This window comes from Streptomyces sp. SYP-A7185 (genome assembly GCF_046103685.1).
GTDB lineage: Bacteria > Actinomycetota > Actinomycetes > Streptomycetales > Streptomycetaceae > Streptomyces.
In genome coordinates this window covers 8,432,456-8,459,032 of record NZ_CP122310.1, presented here as the reverse complement: position 1 = coordinate 8,459,032, position 26,577 = coordinate 8,432,456, and the positions used below count along the sequence as shown (strand labels likewise).

General features: G+C 72.1%; 28 protein-coding genes and 1 riboswitch. Of the genes, 18 read left to right on the top strand and 10 right to left on the bottom strand.

Going from position 1 to position 26,577, the window contains the following annotated elements:
- The first annotated feature begins 96 nt into the window (after nt 1-96).
- The 4 genes from QBL25_RS36975 (at nt 97) to QBL25_RS36960 (ending at nt 2,828) form a co-directional block, all read left to right on the top strand.
- Entirely contained in the window at nt 97-732 is a 636-nt protein-coding gene (locus QBL25_RS36975; protein ID WP_409061318.1) for an ATP-dependent Clp protease proteolytic subunit, read from the top strand.
- Nucleotides 733-739: 7 nt separating this feature from the next.
- A complete protein-coding gene (locus QBL25_RS36970; protein ID WP_409061317.1) occupies nt 740-1,048 on the top strand; it encodes a hypothetical protein in 309 nt (102 codons plus the stop codon).
- A 379-nt stretch (nt 1,049-1,427) separates the two neighbouring features.
- A riboswitch (cyclic di-AMP (ydaO/yuaA leader) is annotated at nt 1,428-1,599 on the top strand.
- 3 nt (nt 1,600-1,602) lie between these two features.
- Nucleotides 1,603-2,076 carry a C40 family peptidase gene (locus QBL25_RS36965; protein ID WP_409061316.1) on the top strand — a complete coding sequence of 158 codons (474 nt, stop codon included), beginning with the start codon at nt 1,603-1,605 and terminating at the stop codon, nt 2,074-2,076.
- A gap of 149 nt (nt 2,077-2,225) precedes the next feature.
- Nucleotides 2,226-2,828: a DUF6328 family protein gene (locus QBL25_RS36960; RefSeq protein ID WP_409061315.1), complete on the top strand. Its 603-nt coding sequence runs from the start codon at nt 2,226-2,228 to the stop codon at nt 2,826-2,828.
- On the opposite strand, the gene QBL25_RS36955 is transcribed toward QBL25_RS36960, so the two are convergent.
- Nucleotides 2,809-3,450, bottom strand: coding sequence for a LysE family translocator (locus QBL25_RS36955; RefSeq protein WP_409061314.1), 642 nt, complete (start codon nt 3,448-3,450; stop codon nt 2,809-2,811). The two genes, QBL25_RS36960 and QBL25_RS36955, sit on opposite strands and share 20 nt — an antisense overlap.
- Nucleotides 3,451-3,579: 129 nt before the next feature.
- Here QBL25_RS36955 and QBL25_RS36950 point away from each other — a divergent pair, with 129 nt between their 5' ends.
- Nucleotides 3,580-4,491 (top strand): LysR family transcriptional regulator, encoded by a 912-nt coding sequence (locus QBL25_RS36950; RefSeq protein WP_409061313.1) that lies wholly within the window; start codon nt 3,580-3,582, stop codon nt 4,489-4,491.
- Here QBL25_RS36950 and QBL25_RS36945 read toward each other — a convergent pair.
- Nucleotides 4,480-4,947: an ATP-binding protein gene (locus tag QBL25_RS36945; RefSeq protein ID WP_409061312.1), complete on the bottom strand. Its 468-nt coding sequence runs from the start codon at nt 4,945-4,947 to the stop codon at nt 4,480-4,482. The two genes, QBL25_RS36950 and QBL25_RS36945, sit on opposite strands and share 12 nt — an antisense overlap.
- Before the next feature lie 269 nt (nt 4,948-5,216).
- Between QBL25_RS36945 and QBL25_RS36940 the strand changes: the two genes are divergently transcribed.
- Complete coding sequence (locus tag QBL25_RS36940) at nt 5,217-6,077, top strand: helix-turn-helix domain-containing protein (protein ID WP_409061311.1); 861 nt, start codon at nt 5,217-5,219, stop codon at nt 6,075-6,077.
- Nucleotides 6,078-6,086: 9 nt separating this feature from the next.
- Nucleotides 6,087-6,311, top strand: coding sequence for a DUF397 domain-containing protein (locus QBL25_RS36935; RefSeq protein WP_409061310.1), 225 nt, complete (start codon nt 6,087-6,089; stop codon nt 6,309-6,311).
- Here QBL25_RS36935 and QBL25_RS36930 read toward each other — a convergent pair whose 3' ends face one another.
- Nucleotides 6,312-7,454, bottom strand: a complete 1,143-nt coding sequence (locus tag QBL25_RS36930; protein ID WP_409061309.1) for an 8-amino-7-oxononanoate synthase — start codon at nt 7,452-7,454, stop codon at nt 6,312-6,314. It lies immediately after the preceding gene.
- A gap of 163 nt (nt 7,455-7,617) precedes the next feature.
- Between QBL25_RS36930 and bioB the strand changes: the two genes are divergently transcribed.
- From bioB to QBL25_RS36910, 4 genes are all read left to right on the top strand, one after another.
- On the top strand, nt 7,618-8,865 hold the full coding sequence (bioB, locus tag QBL25_RS36925) for a biotin synthase BioB (RefSeq protein ID WP_409061308.1): 1,248 nt from the start codon (nt 7,618-7,620) through the stop codon (nt 8,863-8,865).
- On the top strand, nt 8,858-10,147 hold the full coding sequence (locus tag QBL25_RS36920) for an adenosylmethionine--8-amino-7-oxononanoate transaminase (protein WP_409061307.1): 1,290 nt from the start codon (nt 8,858-8,860) through the stop codon (nt 10,145-10,147). Before bioB ends, QBL25_RS36920 begins: the two co-directional genes overlap by 8 nt.
- A gap of 1 nt (nt 10,148) precedes the next feature.
- A complete protein-coding gene (gene bioD / locus QBL25_RS36915) occupies nt 10,149-10,877 on the top strand; it encodes a dethiobiotin synthase (RefSeq protein ID WP_409061306.1) in 729 nt (242 codons plus the stop codon).
- Between the two features lie 226 nt (nt 10,878-11,103).
- Nucleotides 11,104-11,775 carry a class I SAM-dependent methyltransferase gene (locus QBL25_RS36910; RefSeq protein ID WP_409061305.1) on the top strand — a complete coding sequence of 224 codons (672 nt, stop codon included), beginning with the start codon at nt 11,104-11,106 and terminating at the stop codon, nt 11,773-11,775.
- A gap of 34 nt (nt 11,776-11,809) precedes the next feature.
- Here the strand turns inward: QBL25_RS36910 and QBL25_RS36905 are convergent, their stop codons facing one another.
- The 3 genes from QBL25_RS36905 to QBL25_RS36895 form a co-directional block, all read right to left on the bottom strand.
- A complete protein-coding gene (locus tag QBL25_RS36905; RefSeq protein WP_409061304.1) occupies nt 11,810-12,172 on the bottom strand; it encodes a VOC family protein in 363 nt (120 codons plus the stop codon).
- Between the two features lie 99 nt (nt 12,173-12,271).
- Complete coding sequence (locus QBL25_RS36900) at nt 12,272-12,643, bottom strand: fic family toxin-antitoxin system, toxin component (RefSeq protein WP_409061303.1); 372 nt, start codon at nt 12,641-12,643, stop codon at nt 12,272-12,274.
- 4 nt (nt 12,644-12,647) lie between these two features.
- Nucleotides 12,648-12,875, bottom strand: coding sequence for an antitoxin (locus QBL25_RS36895; RefSeq protein ID WP_160509171.1), 228 nt, complete (start codon nt 12,873-12,875; stop codon nt 12,648-12,650).
- 196 nt (nt 12,876-13,071) lie between these two features.
- Here QBL25_RS36895 and QBL25_RS36890 point away from each other — a divergent pair, with 196 nt between their 5' ends.
- Together QBL25_RS36890 and QBL25_RS36885 are read left to right on the top strand one after the other, a co-directional pair.
- Nucleotides 13,072-13,956 carry an ABC transporter ATP-binding protein gene (locus QBL25_RS36890; protein WP_409061302.1) on the top strand — a complete coding sequence of 295 codons (885 nt, stop codon included), beginning with the start codon at nt 13,072-13,074 and terminating at the stop codon, nt 13,954-13,956.
- 15 nt (nt 13,957-13,971) lie between these two features.
- Nucleotides 13,972-16,536, top strand: coding sequence for an ABC transporter permease (locus QBL25_RS36885; RefSeq protein ID WP_409061301.1), 2,565 nt, complete (start codon nt 13,972-13,974; stop codon nt 16,534-16,536).
- An 83-nt stretch (nt 16,537-16,619) separates the two neighbouring features.
- Here QBL25_RS36885 and QBL25_RS36880 read toward each other — a convergent pair whose 3' ends face one another.
- On the bottom strand, nt 16,620-18,296 hold the full coding sequence (locus QBL25_RS36880) for a PQQ-binding-like beta-propeller repeat protein (RefSeq protein ID WP_409061300.1): 1,677 nt from the start codon (nt 18,294-18,296) through the stop codon (nt 16,620-16,622).
- Between the two features lie 52 nt (nt 18,297-18,348).
- Entirely contained in the window at nt 18,349-19,914 is a 1,566-nt protein-coding gene (locus QBL25_RS36875; protein WP_409061299.1) for a PQQ-binding-like beta-propeller repeat protein, read from the bottom strand.
- Nucleotides 19,915-20,063: 149 nt separating this feature from the next.
- Between QBL25_RS36875 and QBL25_RS36870 the strand changes: the two genes are divergently transcribed.
- From QBL25_RS36870 to QBL25_RS36855, 4 genes are all read left to right on the top strand, one after another.
- Nucleotides 20,064-20,489 carry a GNAT family N-acetyltransferase gene (locus QBL25_RS36870; protein ID WP_409061298.1) on the top strand — a complete coding sequence of 142 codons (426 nt, stop codon included), beginning with the start codon at nt 20,064-20,066 and terminating at the stop codon, nt 20,487-20,489.
- A gap of 181 nt (nt 20,490-20,670) precedes the next feature.
- Nucleotides 20,671-22,002: a hemolysin family protein gene (locus QBL25_RS36865; RefSeq protein ID WP_409061297.1), complete on the top strand. Its 1,332-nt coding sequence runs from the start codon at nt 20,671-20,673 to the stop codon at nt 22,000-22,002.
- Nucleotides 21,999-23,012 (top strand): hemolysin family protein, encoded by a 1,014-nt coding sequence (locus QBL25_RS36860; protein WP_409061296.1) that lies wholly within the window; start codon nt 21,999-22,001, stop codon nt 23,010-23,012. The genes QBL25_RS36865 and QBL25_RS36860 overlap by 4 nt, the downstream gene beginning before the upstream one ends.
- Before the next feature lie 46 nt (nt 23,013-23,058).
- A complete protein-coding gene (locus QBL25_RS36855) occupies nt 23,059-24,690 on the top strand; it encodes an ABC-F family ATP-binding cassette domain-containing protein (protein ID WP_409061295.1) in 1,632 nt (543 codons plus the stop codon).
- On the opposite strand, the gene QBL25_RS36850 is transcribed toward QBL25_RS36855, so the two are convergent.
- Both QBL25_RS36850 and QBL25_RS36845 read right to left on the bottom strand, forming a co-directional pair.
- A complete protein-coding gene (locus tag QBL25_RS36850) occupies nt 24,687-24,935 on the bottom strand; it encodes a holin (protein ID WP_409061294.1) in 249 nt (82 codons plus the stop codon). The two genes, QBL25_RS36855 and QBL25_RS36850, sit on opposite strands and share 4 nt — an antisense overlap.
- An 86-nt stretch (nt 24,936-25,021) precedes the next feature.
- A complete protein-coding gene (locus QBL25_RS36845; protein WP_409061293.1) occupies nt 25,022-25,435 on the bottom strand; it encodes a cupin domain-containing protein in 414 nt (137 codons plus the stop codon).
- Between the two features lie 52 nt (nt 25,436-25,487).
- Between QBL25_RS36845 and QBL25_RS36840 the strand changes: the two genes are divergently transcribed.
- Complete coding sequence (locus tag QBL25_RS36840; RefSeq protein WP_409061292.1) at nt 25,488-26,564, top strand: GlxA family transcriptional regulator; 1,077 nt, start codon at nt 25,488-25,490, stop codon at nt 26,562-26,564.
- Nucleotides 26,565-26,577 lie beyond the last annotated feature (13 nt).

Below are 26,577 nucleotides of genomic sequence, written 5' to 3'. Positions count from 1 at the left end.
CTTCCGAAGATGCCCCCCTCCACAGCGTTACGTACGTCCTGTACATTTTTTACCGAGACTTCGGGGAGCACTCGCCCCGCAGAGGAGAGACGTGCCATGAACCGACCGTCTGCCCGCCATGTCCTGCCCGAGTTCACCGAGCGCACCGGCGCCGGGCAGCGCACCCTCGATCCGTACGCGAAGTTGCTCGAAGAGCGCATCGTCTTCCTGGGGACACCGATCGACGACACCTCGGCCAACGACGTGATGGCGCAGTTCATGCATCTCGAACACCTGGCGCCCGACCGCGACATCTCGCTCTACATCAACTCCCCCGGCGGCTCGTTCAGCGCGATGACGGCGATCTACGACACGATCCGGTTCGTCGCCTGCGACGTGGAGACGACCTGCCTGGGGCAGGCCGCGTCGTCGGCCGCCGTCCTGCTGGCCGCGGGCACCCCCGGAAAACGGTTCGCCCTGCCCGGCGCCCGGGTCCTGATCCACCAGCCCTCGCTCACCGAGCCGCTCCACGGCCAGACCTCCGACCTGGCCATTCACGCCGCCGAACTCCTGCGCACCCGCGCCCAGTTGGCGGAGATGCTCGTCCGCCACACCGGTCAGAGCGCCCGACGCGTCGCCGCCGACATCGAACGGGACAAGATCCTCAGCGCACCCGAGGCGCTCGCGTACGGCCTGGTGGACGGGCTCATCGCGAGCCGCAAGGCCGCCCCGCGCCTCCCGGACGCGGGGTGAGCCGCCGATGCTGCCTCCCGAGCTTCCTCCGCTGCCCGCGCTCACCCGCGCCGAGGGCGAGTTGATCGACCGCTACCTCGAAGTGGTCGACCTGCTCGGCCGGATCAACCCCGCCCGCGCCTCGGACACCTACGGCGGACTGCGCGCCGCCCAGGCCCTGGTCGGCAAGGCCACCGCCCTGCGGGACGCCCTGACGCTCATGCACCAGCGCGGCGAGAGCGCGGTGCACGCGCCGACGCTGGCCCGGGCGCTGCGGGTCCTTGACGGGGAGCGGCGGGCCGGGCGCGTCACCGTGCCGCCCCCACCGGCGCCCTGAACATCCGTCACTCCCTGCTCCTGATCCACCGTCATCACACGGCCTGGAGTCCGAGGCGTCCGGGTTCCCTTTCAAACGAACCAAACGGGCTACCTCGTTCGGCGTAGACGATCGTCCTTCTTGAAGACGTCTTCGGTTGCGTCAGATGTGTACGCGAGGGCCGGAATTCCTCGTTCCGGTGCTGGTCGAACGATCGTCCGGTGCCGCCTGCTGATCCCGTATCCGACCTTGTCCACCCGAACGGTTCAGCCGTGAGGAGCCTCACAAAACGCCGTTTCGGCTCGGAATTCGAGCCCTGTTCGGGTCAAGATCCCTTCCGACGACAAGCCCCCGCCACAGCGGCGGGGCGGTCCGGGCGGACGCCGAGTCCTGCCGCCACCCGGATGACCGGTCGACATCGGTGCATCGGCAGGAGTGGAGGACCCAGGCATGACGGGTCGGTCCGGAAGGTCCGGACACGACCCTTGGGGTGAAGCCGCACAGCGCGGCCGGGCAACTTCGCCAGCCCGAATCCGACAGGTCATCCTTCACAGGCGGCTGACGAAGGGTTGCGCATGACTGCGCTGAATCATGTTCCGTCGCTGCTGACCAGGGCCGGTTCCGTATCGGCCCTCACACTCGCCGTCGTGGGCGGCACCCTCGTGGCCCCAGGGCTCACGTCGGAAGCAGAGGCCGCGACACACGGGACGAAGGCGCTCAAGATCGCTGCCTCCAAGAAAGGTTCTCCGTACCGCTACGGAGCGACGGGCCCCCACCGCTTCGACTGCTCGGGCCTGACCCTCTACTCGTTCAAGCGCGCGGGCAAGAAGCTTCCGCGCACCGCCGCGCAGCAGTACAACAAGACGCGCCACGTCTCCGCGTCCAGCCGCGTCAAGGGCGACCTGGTCTTCTTCCACTCCGGCCGGAACGTCTACCACGTCGGCATCTACGCCGGTAAGGGCCGGATCTGGCACGCCCCCAAGTCGAACACCAAGGTGCGGCTCGAGAAGATCTGGACCAAGAGCGTCTGGTACGGCAGGGTGCGCTGACCCTCCGCCGGCCGTCGCACGGCGGTGGCGCGGGCCGCACGGTCCCCGCCACCGCCGTCGCACGGCCGGCCGCCGCACGGCGCCCGCCCGGCCCCGTGACCGGCGCGCCCGCCAGGCGTGGAGCGCGCCGGCACGGATACTCGTGCGCCATGGCCGAAAACCACAGCTCCTCGACCGCGGACGACAAGGCCCGCGACGCGAGGCGCAACGAGACGCGCTTCGAACGTGCCGACCGCAACTTCTCGGAGATCCTCCAGGAACTGCGGGTCACGCAGGCCGGGGTGCAGATCCTCTTCGCGTTCCTGTTGACGCTCGCCTTCACCGAGCGCTTCCCCTCGCTCGACACCGTGCAGCGCGCCACCTACGTGACCACGCTGCTCCTGGCCGTGCTCGCCGCCGCGCTGTTCACCGCGCCGGCCGCCGTGCACCGGTCGCTGTTCGGGCAGCACTCCAAACCGCTGATCGTGCGCGTCTCCTCCCGGCTCGCGGGCATCGGCCTCGGTGTCCTGGTGTTCGCGGTCTCCGGCGCCGTCCTGCTGGTCGTCGACGTGGCGGTGGGCAGAACCGGCGGGATCATCGCGAGCGCGGCCACCCTGGTGGTGTGCGCGGGCCTTTGGGGCCTGCTCCCCCTCCTGGTGCGCGGCGCGGCGGACAAGGAAGAGGAGAGGAAGACCGGAGGCGACGACGGACAGGCCGGGGACGGCCGCGCGGGATCCACCGCACCGGACGACGTCAGACCAGGGCCTCGGTGAGGAGCACCAGGCCCAGCACGCCGAGCGCGGCACCCGTGCCGCCCTCGATCGCGCGGGCCGTACGCGGTCTGCGCAACCAGCGGCCGAGCCGGTCGACCAGGAGCGCCACGACCGGGAACCACACCAGGGCGAGGGCCACGACGATGGACGCGAGCAGCAGCGTCCGGGGCATGGCGGGAGCGTCCGCGGGCACGAACTGCGGCAGCACGCTGAGGAAGGTGATGGGCGCCTTCGGGTTGAGGGCGTTGGTCAGGAAGCCCTGCCGCAGGCTGCTCCCGGCCGCCTCCGCCGCCTCCTCCGCCTCTTCCTCAGCGTCCGGAACACCGGACTCCCGCGGCGGCCGCGCCGCCGAGCGCAGCGCGCGGTACCCGAGCAGGAGAACGTAGGCGCCGCCCGCGACCTGCACCGCACGGAAGAGCGTGGGCACCGCCGCGAGGACCGCCGCGACTCCGGCCACCGCCAGCGCCGTGTGCACCAGCAGCCCGCCCGCCACGCCGATCGCGCAGGCCACGCCGGCCCGGCGGGAGGCGAGCGAGTTGCGCACCACGACGGCGAAGTCGGCGCCCGGCATGGCGACCATGCCCGCGGCGACCCCGGTGAAAGCGACCAGTTGTGCGTCCATGGCGTCCACCCTGCCGTTCTTCTGCCTTCAGCAGGTATGTGGAATATCCTGGGTCTGCCTTAAGCAGTCGTTTAGCCCCACGGCCGACGGACCGCTCGCCGCCCGTCGGCTCCTGCACCGGGAGCGACCATGTACGACCCGACGCGGCTCGCCGCTCTGGTGGCGGTCTCCGAGGCCGGGTCGATCACCCGCGCCGCCGAGCGCCTGGGCTACACCGTGCCCGCCCTCTCCCAGCAGCTGGCCAAGCTCGAACGTGAGGCGGGCACCGCGCTCCTGGTCCGGCACCACCGCGGGGCCCGGCTGACCGGCGCGGGTGAGCTGCTGCTCGCGCGGGCGCGCCGGGTCCTGGACGAGATGGAGCAGGCCCGGCACGAACTGGCGCGGCTGGCGGGCCTCTCCGGCGGCAGGCTGCGGGTGGGGACCTTCACCACCGCCGGGATCCATCTGGTGCCGCCCGCGCTGACCGCCTTCCGTCGCGCCCATCCGGACATCGAGCTGACCGTGCGGGGCTATGAGCCGCCGCTCGGCGTCGCGGCGGTGGCGGCGGGTGAGGTCGACCTGGCCCTCACGCACGCCTACGAACCGGCGGATCCGGTGCCGCTGCCCGCGTCCGTGACCGCGGAACCGATCCTGGTCGAGGAGCTGGTCCTGGTGACCTCGCCCGGTCACGCCCTGGCGAGCGCCTCCTCACGGCTGCCCCTGACCGAGCTCGTCGGGCAGCCGCTCATCAGCATGGCGCCGAGCCACCCCTCCCGGCAGAGCGTGGAGTCCGCGCTCGTGCGGGCCGGCGCCACGCCCGCGGTCCTGGTCGAGACGCCGGGGTACGCGCTGGTGTGCGCCCTGGTCAGCGCCGGGCTCGGCGTCGCCGTCGTACCGGAGATGGTGGCGCGGACGGCGGCCACGCCGGTGGGGATGCGGCCGCTGGAGCCGGGGAGCCTGCGCCGGACGATCTCGGTGGTGCACCGCACCGACGAGCCGCATCCGGCGGCGGACACCTTCCGGGCGCTGCTGCGCGGGACCTTCGGGCGCTCAGCGGGGTGAGGGCGAGACCGAGGGGGCGGCTGCCCCACCGCGCACCGGCGCCGTCCACGGCAGCGCGATCCAGACCGTCTTGCCGCCCTCGGGGGTCGGTGTGACCGAGAGCCGGCCGCCGCACTCCATGGTCAGCCAGCGGATGATGACCAGGCCGCGGCCGTTGTCCTGCTGGACCGCGGCGGGCAGCCGCTTGGGGTAGCGGGGGTGGCTGTCGGTGACGCCGATCCGCAGTTGCTCGTCCCGGTCGAGTTCGAGGTCCACCCGGAAGGTGGGCGATTCGCCGCGCGTGTGCTGGACGGCGTTCGTGGCGAGTTCCGAGACGATGAGCCGCACCGTGTCCGCCGCTTCCGTCTCGCCCGGCAAACCCCATTCGGCGAGGACGCTCGAGACGTATTTCCGGGCCGCGGAGACCGAGGCAGGATCGCTCGGCAGGGTGACGGATGCTTCCTGAAGGTCTGCCATGACGACGCTGTCCCTTTCCCACCGGGCCTCGGCTCCGCTGGTGGCGGAAGACACGAGAACAGTCCCGGAATGGTGCTTCGCGCCAGCCTGCCACTCTTGGACCCCTCAGAGGTGGCCATCCACCAAGATGTGCATATATCTGTCGCTCGAAGCGGTGAACTCTGCTACGCGAGACCGTATTTGGGCACGAGCTCGGCACTTCCTCTACTGTCGCCCCTGAGCGGCCCGGGGGAGGCCGAAAAGGAACGCTCCGTCGGGAGGAGACGGACATGCGGTACGGCCCCGCGGTGCGCCGCCGGAAACTCGGCGCGGAACTGCGCGCGCTGCGCGCGCACGCCGGGCTCACCAGCGGCCAGGCGGCGGACCGGGTCGGCTGGCACCAGTCGAAGGTCAGCCGGATCGAGACGGGACGTAGCAGCGTCAAGGCGGCCGACGTACGCCTGCTGCTCGACGCGTACGAGGTGAAGGACGCCCAGCTGCGCCAATTGCTGGTGGCGCTGGCGGGCTCCGACGACGACGGCGGGCGCCGCCACTGGTGGCACGCCTATCGCGAGCTGCTGCCGCCCGCCTACCGCGACTTCATCAGCCTGGAGTCACAGGCCTGCCGCATGCGCACCCTGGAGACCACCGTCGTGCCCGGTCTGCTGCAGACGCCGGACTACGCCCGTGCGGTGACGCGGGCCGCCCTCGACGGACTGCCGGACGGGCGCGTGGACACGCTGGTGGAGGTGCGTCTGGCCCGTCAGGACGTGCTGCGCGCGGCGCCGCCGCTGAAACTGAGCGTGATCCTGGACGAGTCGGTCCTGCACAGGCAGGTGGGCGGCAGCAAGGTGCTCGCGGGTCAGTTGAAACGGTTACTGGAAGCCGGACAGTTGCCCCATGTACGACTTCAGGTGTTGCCGTTCGCCGCCGGAGAGCACGTGGGACTCATCGGTTCTTTCGTTATCTTCTCATTTCCGAACATTGCTGATCTGGATGTGGTTGTTCTCGACCACTTGACGAGTAGCCTCTACCTCGAACGGAAAGAAGACCTTCAGGCATACACGGAGGCCTTCAACTCCCTTCAGGGAAAGGCGCTTTCACCCGAGGAATCAATGGATCACATCGCCGGGATACGTGACGGCGCGTAAGGGGGCACCATGACTGCACTGCCTCGGTACGTACCTTCCAGCACATCTCTGCACGACGCACGGTGGTACCGCAGCAGCCGCAGCAACGGCATGAACAACTGCGTCGAGACAGCCTCGCTCGCTTCAGGGCCGAAGCAGGGGCTGCTCGCCGTGCGCGATTCGAAGAACACCGCAGGGCCCGCCCTGCTCTTCACGCCCGCGACCTGGGAGGCCTTCGTCCACGGCCTCCGCTGACTACCGGGGTGCGACGCGGCTGATCACCCGTACGGCATCGGCGATCTGTGCGCCGGTGAGATCCGCACGGGCGGTCAGCCGCAGCCGTGAGATGCCGTCGGGCACCGACGGCGGACGGAAGCAGCCGACGGCCAGCCCCGCGCCCCGGCAGTCGGCGGCCCACCGCACGGCCGCTTCCGGCGAGGGCGCGCGCACTGAGACGACGGCGGCGTCGGGACGAACCGCCGAAAGCCCTTCCGCCGTGAGGCGCTCGTGCAGCTCGGCCGCGACCGCGCGGGCCCGTGCGGCCCGCTCCGGTTCCGCGCGCAGCAGCCGCAGCGCCGCCAGTGCCGCGCCCGCGGCGGCGGGCGCGAGTCCGGTGTCGAAGATGAACGTCCGGGCCGCGTTGACCAGGTGGTCGATGACCTTGGCGGGCCCGAGGACCGCACCGCCCTGACTGCCGAAGGACTTCGACAGGGTGACCGTGGCCACCGTATGGGCCGCGCCAGCGAGCCCGGCCGCCTGCGGGGCGCCCCGGCCCCCCTCGCCGAGCACCCCGAGGCCGTGGGCGTCGTCGACGATCAGACCGGCGCCGAACTCCCGGCACACGGAACCGATTTCGGCCAGCGGCGCCGCGTCGCCGTCGACCGAGAAGACCGTGTCCGACACGACGACCGCGGGACCCGGGTGCGCGTCCAGGGTCTTGCGCACCGCCTCGGTGTCGGCGTGCGGCACCACCTGCGTCGTGCCGCGCGCGAGCCGGCAGCCATCGATCAGCGAGGCGTGGTTGCCCGCGTCCGAGACGATCAGCGAGCCGTGCGGCGCGAGAGCGGTGACGGCCGCGAGGTTCGCCGCGTAACCGGAGGAGAGCACCAGGGCGGACTCGAAGCCGCAGAACGCGGCGAGCTCGCGCTCCAGTTCCGCGTGCAGCTCGGTGGAACCGGTCACCAGCCGCGAGCCGGTCGCCCCGCCTCCCCAGCGCCGGGCCGCGGCCGCGGCTCCCTCGACGATCTCGGGGTGCCTGGCCAGGCCCAGATAGTCGTTGCTCGCCAGGTCCACCAGACCGCCGGCGTCGGCGGGGCGGGGGCGCAGCGTGCGGACGAGTCCGGCCCGTGCGCGCAGGTTCGCCTGCTCGTCGATCCAGTCGAACGGCGAGCTCGCCATGGCGTTTCCTCCGGGTCGTCAGCACTGGCCGGTTTGTAGACAGTGCACAGACCCTAGCTGTCCGGCCACCGGCCCAGGATGTGGCAATACCCACACCTCTCAGCGTTTCTGTTGTGCGAAGTCTCCTTGGAAAGCGATGCTCTCGTACGTAAGGATCAGCGCCATGGATCTGCTGAACACGCTGGTGGACAAGGGGCTTCGGCGCGAGCTGCCGACCCGTGAAGAGGCGCTGGCCGTGCTGGCCACGTCCGACGACGAGCTTCTCGACGTGGTGGCCGCCGCCGGGAAGGTACGGCGGCAGTGGTTCGGGCGCCGGGTGAAACTCAACTATCTGGTCAACCTCAAGTCGGGCCTCTGCCCGGAGGACTGCTCGTACTGTTCGCAGCGTCTGGGCTCGACGGCCGGCATCCTCAAGTACACCTGGCTCAAGCCCGACGAGGCCTCGCAGGCCGCGGCCGCCGGCGTGGCGGGCGGCGCCAAGCGGGTCTGCCTGGTGGCCAGCGGACGCGGTCCCACCGACCGCGACGTCGAGCGGGTCTCGCGGACCATCGAGGCGATCAAGGAGCAGAACGAGGACGTCGAGGTCTGCGCGTGCCTCGGTCTGCTCTCCGCCGGCCAGGCGGACAAACTGCGCACGGCGGGCGCGGACGCCTACAACCACAACCTCAATACGTCCGAGGGCACGTACGGCGAGATCACCACGACCCACACCTACGCCGATCGCGTGGACACGGTGCAGCAGGCGCAGGCCGCGGGCCTGTCCGCCTGTTCGGGGCTGATCGCGGGCATGGGCGAGACGGACGAGGACCTCGTGGACGTGGTCTACGCGCTGCGTGAGCTCGACCCCGACTCGGTGCCGGTCAACTTCCTGATCCCCTTCGAGGGCACCCCGCTGGCCAAGGAGTGGAACCTCACCCCGCAGCGCTGCCTGCGCATCCTCGCCATGGTCCGCTTCGTCTGCCCCGACGTGGAGGTGCGCATCGCGGGCGGCCGCGAGGTGCATCTGCGCACGCTCCAGCCCCTGGCGCTGCACCTGGCCAACTCGATCTTCCTGGGCGACTACCTCACCAGTGAGGGCCAGGCCGGCAAGACCGACCTGGAGATGATCGCGGACGCCGGTTTCGAGGTCGAGGGCACGGACACGGTGACGCTGCCCGAGCACCGCGCGGACGCGCTCGCCGCCGCCGGCTGCGGCTCGCACGGCCAGGGCGGCTGCGGCTCGCACGGCGAGAGCGAAGGCGCCGCGCACGGCGAGGGCGAGGGCGCGGGCGGCTGCGGGCCGTGCGGTTCCGCGCGGCAGGAGCCCGAGCCCGCCTTGGCGGCCGCGGAGCACGAGGCCTCCGACGCGCGCACGGACCTGGTGGCGGTACGCCGCCGGGGCGCGGGAACGGATCTCGCGCCCAATGCCTGACTTCTCCGTGCCCCAACTGCTCGACCTGGACCGCCGCCACGTGTGGCACCCCTACGGCCCCATGCCCGGCCGCCAAGAGCCCCTGGTCGTCGAGTCCGCGAGCGGTGTGCGGCTGCGACTCGCGGGCGACGGCGGCGAGTTGATCGACGGCATGTCGTCCTGGTGGTCGGCGATCCACGGCTACAACCACCCCGTGCTCAACCACGCGGTGCGCGGTCAGCTGGACCGGATGAGCCACGTCATGTTCGGCGGGCTCACCCATGAGCCGGCCGTCCGGCTGGCGAAGCGCCTTGTCGACATATCGCCGGAGGGCCTCGAACACGTCTTCCTCGCGGACTCCGGTTCGGTGGCGGTCGAGGTCGCCGTCAAGATGTGCCTGCAGCACTGGCGCTCGCTGGGCCGTCCGGAGAAGCGGCGGATGCTGACCTGGCGCGGCGGCTACCACGGGGACACCTGGCAGCCCATGTCGGTGTGCGACCCGAAGGGCGGCATGCACGAGCTGTGGCAGGGAGCACTGCCCCAGCAGGTGTTCGCGGACGCCCCGCCCGCGGGCTTCGAGGCGTACGACGACGCCTACGCCGACCATCTGCGCGAGATCGTCGGACGCCACGCCCACGAGCTGGCCGGCGTGATCGTGGAGCCGGTGGTGCAGGGGGCCGGCGGCATGCGGTTCCACTCCCCCGCCTATCTGCGGGTGCTGCGGGAGGTCTGCGACGAGCACGACGTACTCCTCGTGTTCGACGAGATCGCCACCGGATTCGGCCGTACGGGCGCGCTGTTCGGCGCCGACCACGCGGGCGTCACGCCCGACGTGCTGTGCCTGGGCAAGGCGCTCACCGGCGGCTATCTCACGCTGGCGGCGACGCTGTGCACCGCGCGGGTCGCGGACGGCATCTCGCAGGGCGAGGTGCCGGTCCTGGCCCACGGCCCGACGTTCATGGGCAATCCGCTCGCCGCCGCGGTGGCCTGCGCCTCGATCGACCTGCTGCTCGGGCAGGACTGGCGGACCGAGGTCAAGCGCATCGAGGCGGGCCTGCGCGACACGCTGTCCGAGGCCGCCGGGCTGCCGGGCGTCCGGGACGTCCGCGTGCTCGGTGCGATCGGCGTCGTCCAGCTGGACCACGGCGTGGACATGGAGGCGGCCACCCGTGCCGCGACGCGCGAAGGGGTGTGGGTGCGGCCGTTCCGCGACCTCATCTACACGATGCCGCCGTTCATCACCGGCGACGACGACGTGGCACGGATCGGACGCGCGGTGTGCGCGGCGGCGAAGGAGGGCTGACATGACCGTCATCGTGGTGTCCGGTACGGGCACCGAGATCGGCAAGACCGTGACGACGGCCGCCGTGGCCGCCCTCGCGCTGGCCGCCGGGCGCAGCGTGGCCATGCTCAAGCCCGCCCAGACGGGGGTCGCCCCCGGTGAGCCGGGGGACGCGCAGGAGGTGACGCGGCTCGCGGGCGACGAGATCACCACCCTCGAACTCGCCCGCTTCCCCGAGCCGTTGGCGCCCAACACCGCCGCGCGGCGGGCGGGCATGGCACAGGTCCGTCCCTTCGAGGTCGCCGCGGCGGCCGAGAAGCTGGCGACGGAGCACGACCTGGTCCTGATCGAGGGCGCGGGCGGTCTGCTGGTCCAGTACGACGACGAGGGCGCCACCCTCGCCGACGCGGCCCGCCTGCTCTTGGCCCCGGTCTTGGTGGTCGCGACGGCGGGCCTCGGCACGCTGAACATGGCGACGCTCACCACGGAGGCGCTGCGGGCCCGCGGCCTGTCCCCGCTGGGCCTGACGATCGGCGGCTGGCCCGCCGCCCCCGACCTGGCCTCCCGCTGCAACCTGGCGGACCTGCCCCACTCGGCGGGCGCCCCGCTCCTCGGCGCGATTCCGCAGGGCGCGGGCGCCCTGCCCCGCTCCGACTTCCGTACCCGTGCGGCCGACTGGCTGGGGCCGGAGCTGGGCGGCACCTGGGACAGCGCGGCCTTCACGCGCCGGGAAGCACCCGCGGGGGCCTGAAGCGGCGGCGGCGCCGCGACGCGCTCGCGTGCGTGGCGCCGCCGGCCCCACCTCCGGACAGGACGCGACACCGGCACCTCGTCCCCACCTCCGGACAGGACGCGACACCGGCACCCCCGGCACCGCGAGGGCCCCCGAGGCGTGCGACCGGTCCCTCTGTACAGGGGGGAAACCGGGCGCGCCGGGGCACCATTGCGGTAATCGCTCGTCCCGCCGAGGAGGGCCCATGTCACCTCGTTCCGCCAAGACCGCGTCCCGGGACGCGGTGCACCATCCCGTCTTCGCCCGGTTCTACGCCCGGCAGAGCGTGGCCGCCGAGCGCGTCATCGCCCCCTACCGCGCGGAGCTGCTCGCCGGGCTCTCCGGCCGGGTGATCGAGGTCGGTGCGGGGAACGGTCTGAACTTCGCGCACTATCCCGGGGCCGTCTCCGAGGTCGTGGCCATCGAACCCGAGCGCACCTTGCGCCAGTTGGCCGCGGACGCGGCCGTGCGGGCCGACGTCCCGGTCGACGTGGTGCCCGGCGCCGCCGAGGCGCTGCCCGTCAAGAGCGAGGCCTTCGACGGGGCCGTGGCCTCGCTGGTCCTGTGCAGCGTGCGCGACGTGCCCCGCGCCCTGGCCGAACTGCGGCGCGTCCTGCGGCCGGGCGGCGAGCTGCGGTTCTTCGAGCACGGCGTGGCTCCGGGCGCGGTGATGGCGACCGCGCAGCGCGCCCTGGACCGCACGGTGTGGCCCCTGCTGTTCGGCGGCTGTCACGTCGCACGGGACACCCTGGGTGCCCTGCGTGCCGCGGGCTTCGAGGTCGGTGCGTACCGCAGGTTCCTGGTGCCCCCGAAAGGCCCCCGGCTGCCCACCTCCTACTGCGTGCTCGGCACGGCGCGGCGGCCGGGTACCGACTGAGCGGCCAGGCCGCCTCGCACGGACGAGCCGGGCGTCAGATCGCCTGCGTGAGGTTGACCGCGTTGCCGTCCGGGTCCTTGATGTGCGCGACGCGCTGTCCCCACGGCATGTCGCCGGCCGGCCCGAGCGCCTCACCGCCGAGGGAGTCCACCCGCTCGACGAGGTCGTCCACGGCTTCCACCGCCACGCTCAGGAGCACGCGCTGGGGTGCGTCGAGCGGCACGCTGGTGTCCGAGACGACGCCGAGCTCCGAGTCTCCGATGCGCAGGTCGACGAAGGACGCGGGGCCCTCCTCCGGAGTCCGCGACACCTCCACGGCCCCCAGAAGCTCCTGGTAGAAGCGGAGCAGGCGGTCGAGATCCGGGGTGATGATCATCGGCTGGATGGCGGCGGGCATGGGCGTCCTCCTGAAGTGCGGCTCTCTCGCGCCGAACCTATCCCCGCCCCATGATCGATGGCGCACACCTCGACATCCGCGGGAAGGACGGGGAAGCCGCTACAGGCTCCACTTGCGCAGCTCGTCCGCGATGGCGTGCACGCCCGCCCCGTCCTCCTTCACCAGGCGCGCCAGCTCCCGCACCTGCTCGGGCGAGGTGACGACCTTCATGCCGCTGGCGACCAGATAGGCGTAGGCGACGGAGGAGGCGAAGAGGGCGTTGGACCGCTCCAGGGCCGGGATGTGCAGGAGGACCTGGAGGAGCGCGGCGGCGCGGTCGTGCGGGCTCTCGTAGACGGGCACGCCGAAGATCTCCGCCTCGTGCCGGCCGACGGCGGCCACCAGGGCACCCCAGTCGGTCACCTGCGGGTCCCCGGGCGTCTTGTGTTCGGCGATCATCAACAGCCAGGCAAGATCGATTCTGAGGTTCAAGGGTTCAACGACGACCCTCGCGCTCGGCGCCGAACTCTTCGGCGAACACGGATTCGTACTGCTTCATGAAGTCGGCGGCGGCCTCGACGAACGTGTGCCCGATCTCGCCGGCGTCCTGTTTGACCAGTTCCTCGATATAGCGGTTCACGCTCATTCCGCGGGCGAGCGCGCGCTCGCGGGCGGCCCGGGCCGTGCCCTCGTCCACCCGCACGTTCAGCTGGGTCTTCGCCATGCCATCAAGCTAGCGCCGGGGTGCTAGCACCGGCAAGAGGGCGCGGGAGGGCGCAGAGGCGCATACGAGGAGCCCGTCCAATGCCCCTTACATCCGTCTCCGGTTCACGACCTTGGAGGGATACCGGCGCCCGCCCCGACCCTCTACTCTCGGCAGGATTACGGGAGTTGGAACGGCCACGACCCAGGAGGCGGCCTTGTCCACACCTGCTTCGGCACCGGCCACAGGCCTTGCGGAGCCCGCCGGGGTCGCCGCACGGGCCCGCGGCCTGACCAAGGCGTACGGCTCCGGCGAGACCACCGTGCTCGCCCTCGACTCGGTGGACGTGGACATCGCGCGCGGCCGCTTCACGGCGGTCATGGGCCCGTCCGGCTCGGGCAAGTCCACGCTCATGCATCTGCTCGCCGGCCTCGACACGGTCTCCGCCGGCCAGGTGTGGCTCGGCGACACGGAGATCACCGGGCTGAAGGACCGCGAGCTGACCCAGCTGCGCCGGGACCGCATCGGGTTCATGTTCCAGTCCTTCAACCTCATCCCGACCCTGAACGCGGCGGAGAACATCACGCTGCCGATGGACATCGCCGGCCAGCGCCCCGACCGCGCGTGGCTGGACCACGTCATCGAGACGCTCGGGCTGCGCGACCGCCTCAAGCACCGGCCCGCCGAACTCTCCGGCGGCCAGCAGCAGCGCGTGGCGTGCGCGCGGGCGCTCGCCTCGCGCCCCGAACTGATCTTCGCGGACGAACCGACCGGCAACCTCGACTCGCGCGCGGGACTCGAAGTGCTCGGCTTCCTGCGCGAGGCCGTCGACACGCTGGAGCAGACCGTGGTGATGGTGACCCACGACCCCGGCGCCGCCGCCCACGCCGACCTGGTGCTCTTCCTCGCCGACGGCCGCATCGTCGACGAGATGGCCCGCCCGTCGGCGGAGTCGGTCCTCGAACGCCTCAAGCGCTTCGAAGTCGTCCAAGCGGTGGCCCAGGAGAACCGCCCCACGGACGGTGACGGCCCGAGCTTGCGGAAGGACCCCGCCGGCCAGAAGGACGGCCAGGGCGCCGACGGCCCGCCGGACCGGGACTGAGGGCGGTCCGCGGCCATGCTGAAGGCGACACTCCGCAGCTTCCTCGCCCACAAGGGACGCCTGCTGCTCTCCGCGCTCGCCGTGATCCTCTCGGTGGCGTTCGTCGCGGGCAGCCTCATCTTCTCCGACACGGTGGCCCGCACCTTCGACCGGCTCTTCGCCTCGACGTCCGCCGACGTGACCGTCGAACCGAAGGAGACCGTCGACGAGGCGGTGCCCTCGGGACAGACGCCGACCATCCCCGCGAAACTCGCGACCCGGATCGACACGATCGACGGCGTCGCCCGGACCCGCCTCGACGCGGCCGTCGAGAACATCACGGTCGTCGACAGCGAGAACGAACCGGTCGGCTCCACCACCGGCGCGCCCACCCTCGCCACCAACTGGTACCCCAGCGAGCGCAGCCCCGTGGAGCTGACCTCGGGACACGCCCCGCGCGGCGGGGGCCAGGCGCTGCTCGACAAGGACACGGCCGACAAGAAGGACGTGCGGATCGGCGACACCCTCACGGTGCTCGCCGCCCCCGGCTCCTTCAAGGTCGAGGTCGTCGGCATCGTCACCTTCACCACCACCAACCCCGGCGCCGCGCTGGTCTTCCTGGACACCGCGACCGCCCAGCGTGAACTCCTCGGCGACAAGGACGCGGCGACGGGCATCTCGGTGGACGCCGCCCCCGGCGTGAGCGACACCGAGCTGAAACGCCGCATCGCCGCCGAACTCGGCTCGGGCTACGACCTGAAGACCGCCGACGAACAGGCCGAATCGGCCGCCTCCGAGCTCGGCGGTTTCCTGGACGTCATCAAGTACGTGATGCTCGGCTTCGCCGGGATCGCCGTCCTCGTCGGCGTCTTCCTGATCGTCAACACCTTCTCGATGCTGATCGCGCAGCGCACCCGGGAGCTGGGCCTGCTGCGCGCGCTGGGCGCCGACCGCCGGCAGGTCCGCCGCTCCGTGCTCACCGAGGCGGTCCTGCTGGGCGCGGTCGGCTCGACGGTCGGTCTCGCGGCGGGGATCGGGCTCGCGGCCGGGCTCATCGAGCTCATGGGCGTGTTCGGGATGAACCTGAAGTCCACCGAGATGGTCATCGGGTGGGGCACTCCCGTCGCCTCGTACGTGGTCGGGGTCGGCGTCACGTTCGTCGCGGCGTACCTTCCGGCGCGGCGCGCGGCCCACGTGTCGCCGATGGCGGCGCTGGCCGACGCGGAGATCGCGGGCGTGGGGCGGCCGTTGAAGATCCGCGCGGTGTCCGGCGCGGTCATCGGGGCGGCGGGCGCGGCCGCGCTCGTGGGCTGTGCCACCGCGGAGAAGACCTCCTCGGCGTCCTCCCTGCTCGGCCTCGGACTCGTCCTCACCCTGATCGCCACCGTGATCGCGGGACCGCTGCTCGTCCGCCCGGTGATCCGGGTGCTCGGCGGCGCGTTCCCCGCCGTGTTCGGCTCGGTCGGCCGGATGAGCCAGCGCAACGCGCTGCGCAATCCACGCCGTACGGGCGCCACGGCCGCCGCGCTGATGGTGGGCCTCGCCCTGGTGAGCGGCATGGCCGTGGCGAGCGCCTCGATGACCAAGTCGTTCGACGAACAGATCGACAAGACGCTGGGCGCGGACTTCGTCGTACAGAACAGCAACTTCCTGCCCTTCTCGCAGGAGGTCACCGAGCAGGTCAAGGACACCGAGGGCGCCGGGCTCGTCGTGCGCCAGCGGTTCGCGCCGGTGAAGGTGTCCATGCCGGACGGCAAGACCGTGGAGACCACCGCGGCGGGCTACGACCCGCGCCTGGACGACGTCGCCCGCGTCACCTACGTGGAGGGGAGCACCGCCCGCGCGCTCGCGCCCGGCAGCATCGCCATGCAGCGGGACTTCGCGCGCGACCACCGGGCCCGGATGGGCTCCGAGCTGCCCGTGGAGTTCCCCGACGGGCGCAAGACGAAGCTGAGGGTGGGCGCGCTCACCGACCAGCCGGGAGCCGAGGGGTTCGGCGTCGAGGGCGGGATCTTCTTCGGCATGGGGACCGTCGAGAAGTTCGTGCCCGGCGGCCAGGACTCCGCGCTGTACGTCAACGCGGCCCCGGGCACGGACGCCGACACGCTGCGCGAGCGCCTGGAGAAGACCCTCGACCCGTATCCGCAGGTGCAGGTCCGCGACCAGGCCGACTACAAGGAACTGATCCGCGAGCAGATCGCCGTGATGCTCTACCTCGTCTACGCCCTGCTCGGCCTCGCGATCATCATCGCGGTGCTCGGCGTGGTCAACACCCTTGCCCTGTCGGTCGTCGAGCGCACCCGCGAGATCGGACTGCTGCGCGCCATCGGGCTGGGCCGGCGGCAGTTGCGCCGGATGATCCGCCTGGAGTCGGTGGTGATCGCGGTGTTCGGGGCGCTGCTGGGGCTCGCGCTGGGCCTGGTGTGGGGCGTCGCGGCGCAGCAAGTCCTCGCGTTGCAGGGCATGACGGCGTTCGCGATTCCGTGGACGACGGTGCTCGCGGTGCTGATCGGCTCGGTGGTGGTGGGCCTCGCGGCGGCCCTGCTGCCCGCGCTGCGCGCGTCGCGCATGAACGTACTGGCGGCCATCGCGCACGAGTGACGCCCGGCGGCAGCTGCCCCCGACTGCCGCTGCCTGTAGGGGGAGTTCGGCCCGGCCACTCGTGTGGCCGGGCCGGGGTTCGGTTACTTGGCGGCGAAGCCGAACATCATGATTGTCTTCTTGCCGCCGGAGTACTGGGCGAGCAGGTCGGAGCTGAGGAACAGCTTGTTGCGGTGGAAGCGCAGCTCGGAGAGCAGGGGCGGCACCGCGGTGGGCCGGGTGCCGGCGTCGAGGAGCACCGTCTCCTTCTTCAGGTTCCTGCCGTCGAGGGAGACGACCTGCGCGTACGGGCCGCTCTTGTAGACGAGGACGTTCCCGCCGTCCATGCGGATCGGGAAGATGGGGGAGCTGTCGCCCGCCTCCACCTTCTCGCCCGTGGTCTTCCCGGTGGCCAGCGAGAAGACCACGATGTCGTTCGTCGAGGAGAACTCCTTGACCCCGTCGCGCGGTTTGGTGGGCACGTAGAGCTTGCCGTTGCCCGCCGCGATGCCCTTGCAGTCCTGCACGATGGAGGCGGTGCCGCACGTGTGCAGGTACTTGTCGTCCGGCAGCGCGATCCGCGTACGCCGCTCGCCCTTCTCGCCGAGGGAGAAGACGTCCGTGGCGCCGGAGGAGCTGATCTCACCGGAGTCGAGGGCGACCACCACCGGATCGACGGAGACCACGCTGGGCGACCGGACGCCCGCGGGCAGCTTGTGGGTCCACTTCGACTTGCCCGTGGCGGGGTCGAGGAGCTGGACCTGGAAGCGCTCCGAGCCGTAGTCACCGCAGGAGCGGACGGCCACCAGCCGCTCGCCGCCGCCGTACCCGACGTCGCGGCACTTGTCCCCCTGCTTCGGCTCCCACCGCACGTCGCCGCTGCGCAGGTCGAAGGCCGCGCCGCCGTACAGGCCGCCCACGGCGACCGTGTCGCCGCTGATGGTGACCTGGTTGAACGCCGTCTTCTTCTTCTGGTAGCCGATGGTGATCGACTTGGTCCAGAGCTTGTCACCGGTGTCCACGTCGAAGGCGGTGATCTCGGTGCACGCGTCCTTGAAGCCTCTGTCGTCGTGCACTTTGGCCCCCGTGACGACGACGGCGACGTTGCCCTTGCCCAGATCCGGGGAGCCCGCGCAGGACTCCCCCGGCTTCGGCAGGCGCCAGAGCCCCTTCCCCGTGGTGGCGTCCACGCCGACGATCGCCTCGACCGAGGCCTTCGCGAACACCTTGTCGGTGAGCCAGGAGCCCTGCGCCTTCCAGGTGGTCTCCCCCTTCGGCAACTTGGGCTGGACGGCCTTGGTCGTGAAGAAGGCCTTGGGGTTCGCCGGTGGCGTCTCCCTCGGCTTCTCGTACCGGGGCACCCCGCCGTCGCCGCCCGGCTTGGCCGCGGTCTTGTCCTTCGGGCCGCCGCCCGCCGAGGTGGCGTACCAGACGCCGCCGCCGACGATCAGGGCGAGCGCGGCGACGACGGCGACCACGATCGCCGTACGCCGCCGGGAGCGTCCGCGTCCGCCTCCTTGCGGTGGGCCGGGCGCCGGTATCGGCTGGTAGGCCTGGTGAGGGCCGAACCCGCTGGGCGGCGGGGCGAGGGGCGGGCCGAAGCCCGGGGCCTGTCCTTGCGGGGGCGGGCCGAAGGCGCCTTGCGGGGGCGGGCCGAAGGCGCCTTGCGGGGGCGGGCCGAAGGCGCCTTGCGGGGGCGGGCCGAAGCCGCCCTGCGGCGGCACGGGGCCCTGTGGGTACTGCGGGTGCTGCGGGTGCTGTTCGGGGGGTGGCTGTGTCATCGTGGCTCCACTGCTGGTGAGGGTCTGGGGGTGGGCTGCTGGGCCGGAGGCCTCACCGCGCGAACGAGAGCATGCGGGCGTCGCCCTCCTCGCTCTTGCCGCCGTGGGTCTTGCCGGACAGGCGCGAGGGGGTCACGAAGAACCGCCCGTCGGCGTACCGGACATGGCCCGCGAACATCCCGGCCTCCATGGCCTGCGCCGACGAGGTGTGCCGCAGCAGCACGTCCGGCTTGCCGCCATCGGGGCCGAACCGCAGGGTCCGCCCGTTCTTGCCGCCCTGCGCCCGGGCGTAGGCGATCAGTCCTGGCCGGTCGCCGCCGGTGACCGTGACCGGCGTGATCTGCCGTCCGCCCTCGTCCGCACCGGTCCACTTCCGCTTCCCCGTGCGGAGGTCGAAGGCGACGATCTTGTTGGGCCCGATGACGCCGTCCTTGGGCTCGCTCGCCAGATAGAGCGTGTCCGCTCCGACGGCGGCCCCCGGGCAGTTCTGCACGCCCTCGCCGGAGTCACCCGTACCGGCGCACATCTCGAAGTCGTCCGGGCCCTTGTCGAGGGGCATCCAGGAGCGCTGCCTGCCCTGGTCGTCGACGGCGACGGCGGCCCACCGGTCCATCTCCTCGCGGTTGCGGACGGCGACCACGACGGGGTCCACGGAGTACACCTTCTGGATGCTCCAGCCCTTCTTCGTCCGGTAGCTCCACTTCACGTCACCGGTGCGCGGGTCGAGTCGCTTGAGGCGGCCGTGCGTGCCGGGGCTGCCGGGCCGGCAGCCCTCCACCTGGAGCAGTCGCGAGCCGCCCGCGACGCCGTCGAGCGAGCAGCCGCCCTCGCGCTCCCGCTCGGTGGTGAACAGCCGCTTTCCGTCACCGATCCGGTAGGCCCGCATGGTGGCGCTCTGGTCGACCAGGACGGTGTCGCCGGTGACGGAGACGTGGGTCATGCTCGTGTCGTCCCAGAAGCCGCCGTCGACGAGCTGCTTGTGCCAGCCCTTCGCACCGGTCCTGAGGTCGATCATCCGCAGCTGGTCGCACTTCGTGCTCCGCTCGGACTTGCGCTGGGTGTAGACGACCACGACCTTGCCGTCCGGCGTGGGGTTCACCGGGGTGTCGCACACCGTGCCGGGCAGCGGCACCGACCAGGCCTTCGAGCCGTCGGCGGTGCGGTAGCCGGTGACCTCGTCGTACTCGGCCTGGGCCACGATCCCCGGCACGCGCCAGAGGTCGAGGAGCTGTGCGCCCTTGCCCGGCAGTTCGACGTCGTTCATGGCGGCCCAGGCCTTGGCCTCGCCGGGCTTGCGCCCCGCGTTGACGTCGATCACGGCGGCCGACCCGTCGTCCTTCGCGTCGGCGCCCGCGTCCTGGTCCGGATCCGCCGACTGCCCCGCGCCGTCCGGCGATTGCTTCGTCTGCCCGGCCACGGGCTCGCGGGAACCGCTGCCGCCCCCGTCTCCGTCTGCTTGCGTGACGACGTAGCCGCCCACACCGATCAGGACCAGGGCGATGGCGGCGGCGCCGAGGGCGAAGCCGCGTCCGCGGCGGCGGCCGGCCGGGGGCACCGGCCGGACGTAGGGATTGCCGGGCACGGGCTGATGCACCGGCTCGGACTCACGATTGACCATGACCGAGATTCTGGACCAATCAGCTCTGTTTCTAGAGCCATTTTCTAGAAAAAGTTTCCATCGCAGGTTTCCCTCCCCCACCGGACCGCACCGGGCGGGCCGAAGGAAACCGCTCGCCGGACAGACGGCGGCCCTGCTTACATCTCCCCATGAGCGATCTCCGCATCCACTGCGCGACCCCCTCCGACATCGACGCCGTGCTGCGGTTCTGGCACGCGGCCGCGGAAGGGACCAGCATCAGCGACGACCACGACGGGGTGGCACGCCTCGTCGCGCGGGACCCCGAGGCCCTGCTGCTCGCCGAGCGCGACGGCCGCCTCGTCGGCACCGTGATAGCCGGCTTCGACGGCTGGCGCTGCCACCTCTACCGCCTCGCGGTGCACCCCGATCACCGCCGCCAGGGCATCGCCGCGGCCCTGCTCGCCGCGGCGGAGGAGCGCTTCGCGGCCCTCGGCGGACGCCGCGGCGACGCCATGGTCCTCGACCGCAACGAACAGGCCCACCACGCCTGGCACGCCGCCGGCTACGCCCTCCAGCCGCAGTGGAGCCGATGGGTGAAGCACCTCACCGCCTGAGCCGCCCGAGCGTGGGTACCCGGAGACGGTCCAGCCGAGTGGGCTTTGCTGATCCTTTAAAATGGACGGACCACTCGAACATCTACGAAAGGCGTGAGCGTCCGCCCATGGGCGAGCCTCCCAGTACCCGACATCGCGCATTCCCCCGCCTCCTGCCCGATCATGGGACGGAGGTGACCCGATGACCGAAGTGCTCCTGCTCCTCGTGGCGGTGCTGCTCTCGCTGGCCTGCGGCGTCTTCGTCGCGGCCGAGTTCTCCCTCACGACGGTCGAGCGCAGCGAACTCGAGCGAGCCGCCGAGCGCGGCGAGCGCGGCGCCGCCGGCGCCCTCAAGGCGGTCAAGAACCTCACCTTCCAGCTCTCCGGGGCGCAGCTGGGCATCACCGTCACCAATCTGGTCGTCGGCATGCTCTCCGAGTCCTCCATCGCCAAGCTGATCTCGGGACCGCTGCGCGCGATGGGGATCCCCTCCTCGGCGGCCTCGTCGATCGCCCTGGTCATCGGCACGGCCCTGTCGACGGTCTTCCTGATGGTCGTCGGCGAGCTGGTCCCCAAGAACTGGGCGATCTCGTCCCCGCTGGCCGTCGCCAAACGGGTGGCGACCCCCCAGCGCTGGTTCAGCGCGGTCTTCCGCCCCTTCATCGCGCACCTGAACAACACCGCGAACCGCTCCGTACGCCGCTTCGGCATCCAGCCCACCGAGGAGCTGGCCTCCGCGCGCAGCCCCAAGGAGCTGGTGGCACTCGCCCGGCACTCCGCCAAGGAGGGCGCCCTGGAGGCGGACACCGCCGAGCTGTTCGTCCGCACCCTGAACCTCGCCGACCTCACCGCACAGAACGTGATGACGCCCCGGGTCCAGGTCATGGCCCTCGACGTGATGGCCACCTGCGAGGACGTCGCGAACGCCACCCGGGCGACGGGCCTGTCCCGCTTCCCCGTCTACCGCGGCAACCTCGACTCGGTCGTCGGCGTCGCCCACATCAAGGACGTCCTGGCCGTACCGGCCGAGCGCCGGCCCCGCTACCCCGTGGCCGAGCTGATGCGCGAGCCCCTCCTCGTGCCGGAGTCGCTGACCGTCGACCGCCTGCTCGACCGGCTTTCCGGCAAGCGCACCATGGCCGTGGTCATCGACGAGTACGGCGGCACGGCCGGTGTCGCCACCCTGGAGGACATCGTCGAGGAGGTCGTCGGCGAGGTGCGGGACGAGCACGACCCGCACGAGACGCCCGACATCGCCACGGACGGCACCGACGAGGACGGCCGCGCGCGCTACTCCGCCGACGGCTCGGCCCGCACCGACCAGCTGGCCCGCGTGGGCCTGCGCGCACCCGACGGACCGTACGAGACCCTCGCCGGCCTCGTCGCCACCGAGCTGGGCCGCATCCCCGCCGAGGGCGACAGCCTGGAGGTGGGCGGCTGGCGGCTCGACGTCGTGGACGCCCGCGGCCGCCGCGCGGCCCGCGTCCTGCTGCACGCACCCCTGCACGACGACCACCAGGAGGAGGAGCGATGACCGCCGTCCAGTTGCTGATCGGTCTGGCGACCCTCGTCGTCAACGGCTTCTTCGTGGGCGCCGAGTTCGCCCTCATCTCCGTCCGCAGGAGCCAGATCGAGCCGTACGCCGAGGACGACGACCGGCGAGCCAAGAGCGTCCTGTGGGGCCTCCAGCACGTCTCCGCGCTGCTCGCCGCCGCGCAGCTCGGCATCACGCTGTGCACGCTGGTGCTCGGCATCGTCGCCGAACCCGCGATCGCGCACCTCCTGGAGCCGCTGTTCGACGGGGTCGGGGTACCGCACGGCCTGGTCCACCCGATCTCGTTCGTCATCGCCCTGACGCTCGCGACGTATCTGCACATGCTGCTCGGCGAGATGATCCCCAAGAACATCTCGCTGGCCGAGCCGGTGCGCACGGCGCTGCTGCTCGGTCCGCCGCTGGTCGCGATCGCCCGGGCGCTGCGCCCGGTGATCTTCGCGATCAACGCGTTCGCCAACGGCCTCCTGAAGCTGCTCAGGGTCGAGGCGAAGGACGAGGTCAGCGCGTCCTTCTCGGACGACGAGCTGGCCCGCATGGTCAAGGACTCCGGTGAGGCGGGCCTGCTCGACGACCGCGCCCAGGAGCGGCTGCACGACGCCCTGGAGCTGGGCCGCCGTCCCGTCAGGGACGTCGTCCTGCCGCTGGAGAGCGTGGTCTACGCCCGGGTGGGCGTCACGCCCGAGGAGCTGGAGCGGCTCTCGGCGGAGTCCGGCTTCTCGCGCTTCCCCGTCGTGGACGACGGCCGGCGCATCGTCGGCTATCTGCACGTCAAGGACGCGCTCGACCGGATGCCGCGCGATCTGCCGTTCCGGGTGCCGGACATGCGCAAGATCGCCCAGGTCCGGGAGACCACCCCGCTGGACGACGTGCTCACCGCGATGCGCGGCAGCCGCACGCACGTGGCGGCGGTGCTCGGCTCGGACGGCAGGCTGGCCGGCATGGTCACGATGGAGGACGTCCTGCGGGAGCTGTTCGGCCAGCCCGTCTGAGCCCGGAGCCAAGGCTCCGCGGCCAAGAGGGCCCAAAGCGAGGGGGATGCGCACCGTGAGTCAACTCGTCCTGCGCGACGTGTCGTACGGCTATCCCGAGCGGCCCGTGCTCGAACGGATCTGCCTGTCGGTGCGGCCCGGCGAGAAGGCGTGCGTCATCGGGGAGAACGGCTCGGGCAAGTCGACGCTGCTGCGCCTGATGGCGGGCGAGTCCGCGCCCGCCGAGGGCGAGGTGGCCGTCGTCTCGGACGGCGGCACCGGCCATCTCGCCCAGACCCCGCGCCTTCCGCCGCACGCCACCGTGCGGGACGCGGTGGACGACGCGCTCGCCGAGCTGCGGGACCTGGAGCGGCGGATCCGCGAGGCGGAGGACGCGCTCGGCTCGGCGGGTCCCGCGGAGCTCGCCGCCTACGGGGACCTCGTCGCCGCTTTCGAGGCGCGTGAGGGCTACCGCGCCGACGCGCGCCTCGACGCGGCCCTGCACGGCCTGGGCCTTCCGCACCTGGAGCGCTCGCGGACCCTGGAATCGCTGTCCGGCGGCGAGGCCGCGCGCCTGGCGCTCGCCTGCGTCCTTGCCCCGCAGCCCGAGCTGCTCCTCCTGGACGAGCCGACGAACCACCTCGACGACCAGGCGCTGAGCTGGCTGGAAGAGCGGCTGCGCGCCCACCGGGGCACGGTCGTCGCCGTCACCCACGACCGGGTCTTCCTCGACCGGGTCGCCGAGGTGATCGTCGAGGTGGACGGCGACCGCAGGTCCGTGGCCCGCTTCGGCGGCGGCTGGCACGGCTATCTGGAGCAGCGGGCCACTGCCCGGCGCCGCTGGGAGGAGCGCCATCGCGCGTGGAGCGAGGAGGTCGCGCGCCAGGAGCGGCTGGCCGAGGGCGGCTCGGACCGGCTTTCCTCGGGCTGGCGGATGAGCGAGAGGCCCCGCTTCGCCAACCACAAGCGGTCGGTGGAGGGCCAGCTCTCCGGGATCGTGCGCAACGCCCGCGAGCGGCTGCGCAGGCTGCGCGCCGAGCCGGTGCCGCGCCCGCCCGACCCCCTGCACTTCACGGCCGGTGAGGGCCTGGCGGGCGGCGACCATCCTTTCGTACGCCCGGTCACGCTGACCGGTGTCACGGTGGGCGCGCGCCTGGCCGTCGACCGTCTGACCCTGGAGCCGGGTTCGCGCACGCTGGTGACCGGGGTGAACGGCGCGGGCAAGTCGACGCTCCTGGGCGTCCTCGCCGGAGTGCTCGAACCGGACCGCGGCGAGGTCCAGCTCCCCGCCCGGGTGGGTTACTTGCCGCAGGAGATCGCGTACCTCACCGGCGAGGACACCGCGAGGCCGCTCCTGGACGCCTTCGCGGCCGGACTCGCCGGGCTGCCCGAGGACCACGCGGACGCGCTCCTGTCGCTCGGCCTGTTCCGCGAGGAGGACCTGGCGCTCCCGGTGAAGGGGCTCTCCGTGGGGCAGCGCCGCCGCCTGGCGCTCGCCCGTCTGGTGACGTGCCCGGCCGACCTCCTCCTGCTCGACGAGCCGACGAACCACCTCTCCCCCGCGCTGGTCGAGGAGCTCGACGAGGCGCTCGCGGGTTACCAGGGCACGCTGGTCGTCGTGTCGCACGACCGCAGGCTGCGGGAGCGGTTCCGGGGCGAGCGGCTGTCGGTGGCGGACGGGCGGCCCGCCGTTCGCTAAGGAGTGGCCCGGCGGCCGTGCGGGGCGGGCGTCTCCGTGATGCCGGGTCCGTGCGCCCCGATGTTCGCGGCCCCGACCGCGGTGAGCACGGCCAGCAGCGTCGCCATCCCCGCGGTGGCGAGCGCGGCCTGCCAGTCGACGTCCAGGAGGGTGGTCGCCCCGGCGACCAGGACGGCGGCGAGCGACTGTGCGAAGGTACGGAGCGCGCGCTCCGCGGTGGCCTTCCAGAATCCAGCGGTCCACATGTCGGGCCCACCCTCTCGTGGTCAACGGGTCAACCTTTGGCATACCGCTGTTGCGGGCCGCTGCCCAGCAGGAAGACGCACCGGCCTCACAGATCGAGGCGATGTCCCGTCGTCGCGTCGACGTGGGCCGGGATCTCGTCGTGGCGGTCGCCGACGGTGGGGGTGCCCGTGGGCTCGAAGAGGAGGATCGTGGCGCCGGACGGCGCGGACGGCTTGTGCTCGGTGCCGCGCGGGACGGTGAAGACGGCGTCCTTGGGCAGGGTGACCGTGCGTTCGCCGGACGACTCGCGCAGACAGATGCGCAGTTCGCCCTCCAGGACGAGGAAGAACTCGTCGGTGTCGTCATGGACGTGCCAGAGGTGGTCGCCCTGCACCTTGGCCACGCGGACGTCGTAGTCGTTGACGCGGGTGACGATGCGCGGGCTCCAGAGCGCGTCGAAGGAGGCCAGGGCCTCGCTGAGGGCGATCGGTCCGGCCGCTGCGTTCGGTTCGTCGGTCATGCCCCCAGCTTCCGACGGCTGCCGCCATCATGGTGAGTGGTAGAAATAGCGCATGCCGCAAGAATCCTCTCAGGCGCCCGGTGGACCGACCGATAGGCCGATCGACAGGCCGATCGATAGGCGGATCCGTGAGGCGCCCGACGAGGTGACCGGGCAGGCCGCCGGAGGTCCGGGGCCGCACCGCGTCGTCGTCATCGTCGACGCGAACTCCAACCCCTTCGAACTCGGCTGCGCCACCGAGGTCTTCGGCCTGCGCCGACCCGAGATCGGGCGCGAGCTGTACAGCTTCGCCCTGTGCTCGCCCGAGCCGCGCACCCTGATGCGCGACGGGTTCTTCACGCTCACGGGCGTGGCCGGTCTGGAGGCCGCCGAATCGGCGGACACCCTGATCGTGCCCAACCGCCCCGACGTCGAGGTCCCCCGCCGCCCGGCCGTCCTGGACGCCGTCCGGCGGGCGCACGCCCGCGGGGCACGGCTGGTCGGGTTCTGCAGCGGTGCCTTCACCCTCGCCGAGGCCGGAGTGCTCGACGGGCGCCGGGCCACCGCGCACTGGCAGTGGGCGGACGACTTCCGGGCCCGCTTCCCCGGCGTACGGCTCGAACCGGACGTGCTCTTCGTCGACGACGGCGACATCCTCACCGCCGCGGGCAGTGCCGCCGCCCTCGACCTGGGGCTGCACCTGGTCCGCCGCGACCACGGCGCCGAAGTCGCCAACGCGGTGAGCCGGCGGCTCGTCTTCGCCGCCCACCGGGACGGCGGGCAGAAGCAGTTCGTGGAACGGCCGGTGCCCGAGGTGCCCGACGAGTCCCTGGCGCCGGTCCTCGCCTGGGCCCAGGAGCGCCTCGACTCACAGCTCTCGGTACCGGGCCTGGCCGCGCACGCCGCCCTCAGTCCGGCGACCTTGCACCGCCGCTTCCAGGCCCAGCTGGGCACCACTCCCCTGGCCTGGCTCACCGGCGAACGCCTCGCGCTGGCCTGCCGGTTGATCGAGCGGGGCGTGGCGCCCTTCGACGCGGTCGCCCGGCGCAGCGGCCTGGGCACCACCGCCAACCTGCGCGCCCTGCTGCGCCGCGAGACGGGCCTCACCCCCTCGGCGTACCGCCGCCGCTTCGGCCCCGCGCCGGACTGAGGCGGGCTAGCCT

Bases quoted from the DNA above. Each gene is read 5' to 3' on its own strand.
- QBL25_RS36975 (WP_409061318.1), top strand. From the start codon at position 97: ATGAACCGACCGTCTGCCCGCCATGTCCTGCCCGAGTTCACCGAGCGC.
- QBL25_RS36970 (WP_409061317.1), top strand. From the start codon at position 740: ATGCTGCCTCCCGAGCTTCCTCCGCTGCCCGCGCTCACCCGCGCCGAG.
- QBL25_RS36965 (WP_409061316.1), top strand. From the start codon at position 1,603: ATGACTGCGCTGAATCATGTTCCGTCGCTGCTGACCAGGGCCGGTTCC.
- QBL25_RS36960 (WP_409061315.1), top strand. From the start codon at position 2,226: ATGGCCGAAAACCACAGCTCCTCGACCGCGGACGACAAGGCCCGCGAC.
- QBL25_RS36955 (WP_409061314.1), bottom strand. From the start codon at position 3,450: ATGGACGCACAACTGGTCGCTTTCACCGGGGTCGCCGCGGGCATGGTC.
- QBL25_RS36950 (WP_409061313.1), top strand. From the start codon at position 3,580: ATGTACGACCCGACGCGGCTCGCCGCTCTGGTGGCGGTCTCCGAGGCC.
- QBL25_RS36945 (WP_409061312.1), bottom strand. From the start codon at position 4,947: ATGGCAGACCTTCAGGAAGCATCCGTCACCCTGCCGAGCGATCCTGCC.
- QBL25_RS36940 (WP_409061311.1), top strand. From the start codon at position 5,217: ATGCGGTACGGCCCCGCGGTGCGCCGCCGGAAACTCGGCGCGGAACTG.
- QBL25_RS36935 (WP_409061310.1), top strand. From the start codon at position 6,087: ATGACTGCACTGCCTCGGTACGTACCTTCCAGCACATCTCTGCACGAC.
- QBL25_RS36930 (WP_409061309.1), bottom strand. From the start codon at position 7,454: ATGGCGAGCTCGCCGTTCGACTGGATCGACGAGCAGGCGAACCTGCGC.
- bioB (WP_409061308.1), top strand. From the start codon at position 7,618: ATGGATCTGCTGAACACGCTGGTGGACAAGGGGCTTCGGCGCGAGCTG.
- QBL25_RS36920 (WP_409061307.1), top strand. From the start codon at position 8,858: ATGCCTGACTTCTCCGTGCCCCAACTGCTCGACCTGGACCGCCGCCAC.
- bioD (WP_409061306.1), top strand. From the start codon at position 10,149: ATGACCGTCATCGTGGTGTCCGGTACGGGCACCGAGATCGGCAAGACC.
- QBL25_RS36910 (WP_409061305.1), top strand. From the start codon at position 11,104: ATGTCACCTCGTTCCGCCAAGACCGCGTCCCGGGACGCGGTGCACCAT.
- QBL25_RS36905 (WP_409061304.1), bottom strand. From the start codon at position 12,172: ATGCCCGCCGCCATCCAGCCGATGATCATCACCCCGGATCTCGACCGC.
- QBL25_RS36895 (WP_160509171.1), bottom strand. From the start codon at position 12,875: ATGGCGAAGACCCAGCTGAACGTGCGGGTGGACGAGGGCACGGCCCGG.
- QBL25_RS36885 (WP_409061301.1), top strand. From the start codon at position 13,972: ATGCTGAAGGCGACACTCCGCAGCTTCCTCGCCCACAAGGGACGCCTG.
- QBL25_RS36880 (WP_409061300.1), bottom strand. From the start codon at position 18,296: ATGACACAGCCACCCCCCGAACAGCACCCGCAGCACCCGCAGTACCCA.
- QBL25_RS36875 (WP_409061299.1), bottom strand. From the start codon at position 19,914: ATGGTCAATCGTGAGTCCGAGCCGGTGCATCAGCCCGTGCCCGGCAAT.
- QBL25_RS36870 (WP_409061298.1), top strand. From the start codon at position 20,064: ATGAGCGATCTCCGCATCCACTGCGCGACCCCCTCCGACATCGACGCC.
- QBL25_RS36865 (WP_409061297.1), top strand. From the start codon at position 20,671: ATGACCGAAGTGCTCCTGCTCCTCGTGGCGGTGCTGCTCTCGCTGGCC.
- QBL25_RS36860 (WP_409061296.1), top strand. From the start codon at position 21,999: ATGACCGCCGTCCAGTTGCTGATCGGTCTGGCGACCCTCGTCGTCAAC.
- QBL25_RS36855 (WP_409061295.1), top strand. From the start codon at position 23,059: ATGCGCACCGTGAGTCAACTCGTCCTGCGCGACGTGTCGTACGGCTAT.
- QBL25_RS36850 (WP_409061294.1), bottom strand. From the start codon at position 24,935: ATGTGGACCGCTGGATTCTGGAAGGCCACCGCGGAGCGCGCGCTCCGT.
- QBL25_RS36845 (WP_409061293.1), bottom strand. From the start codon at position 25,435: ATGACCGACGAACCGAACGCAGCGGCCGGACCGATCGCCCTCAGCGAG.
- QBL25_RS36840 (WP_409061292.1), top strand. From the start codon at position 25,488: ATGCCGCAAGAATCCTCTCAGGCGCCCGGTGGACCGACCGATAGGCCG.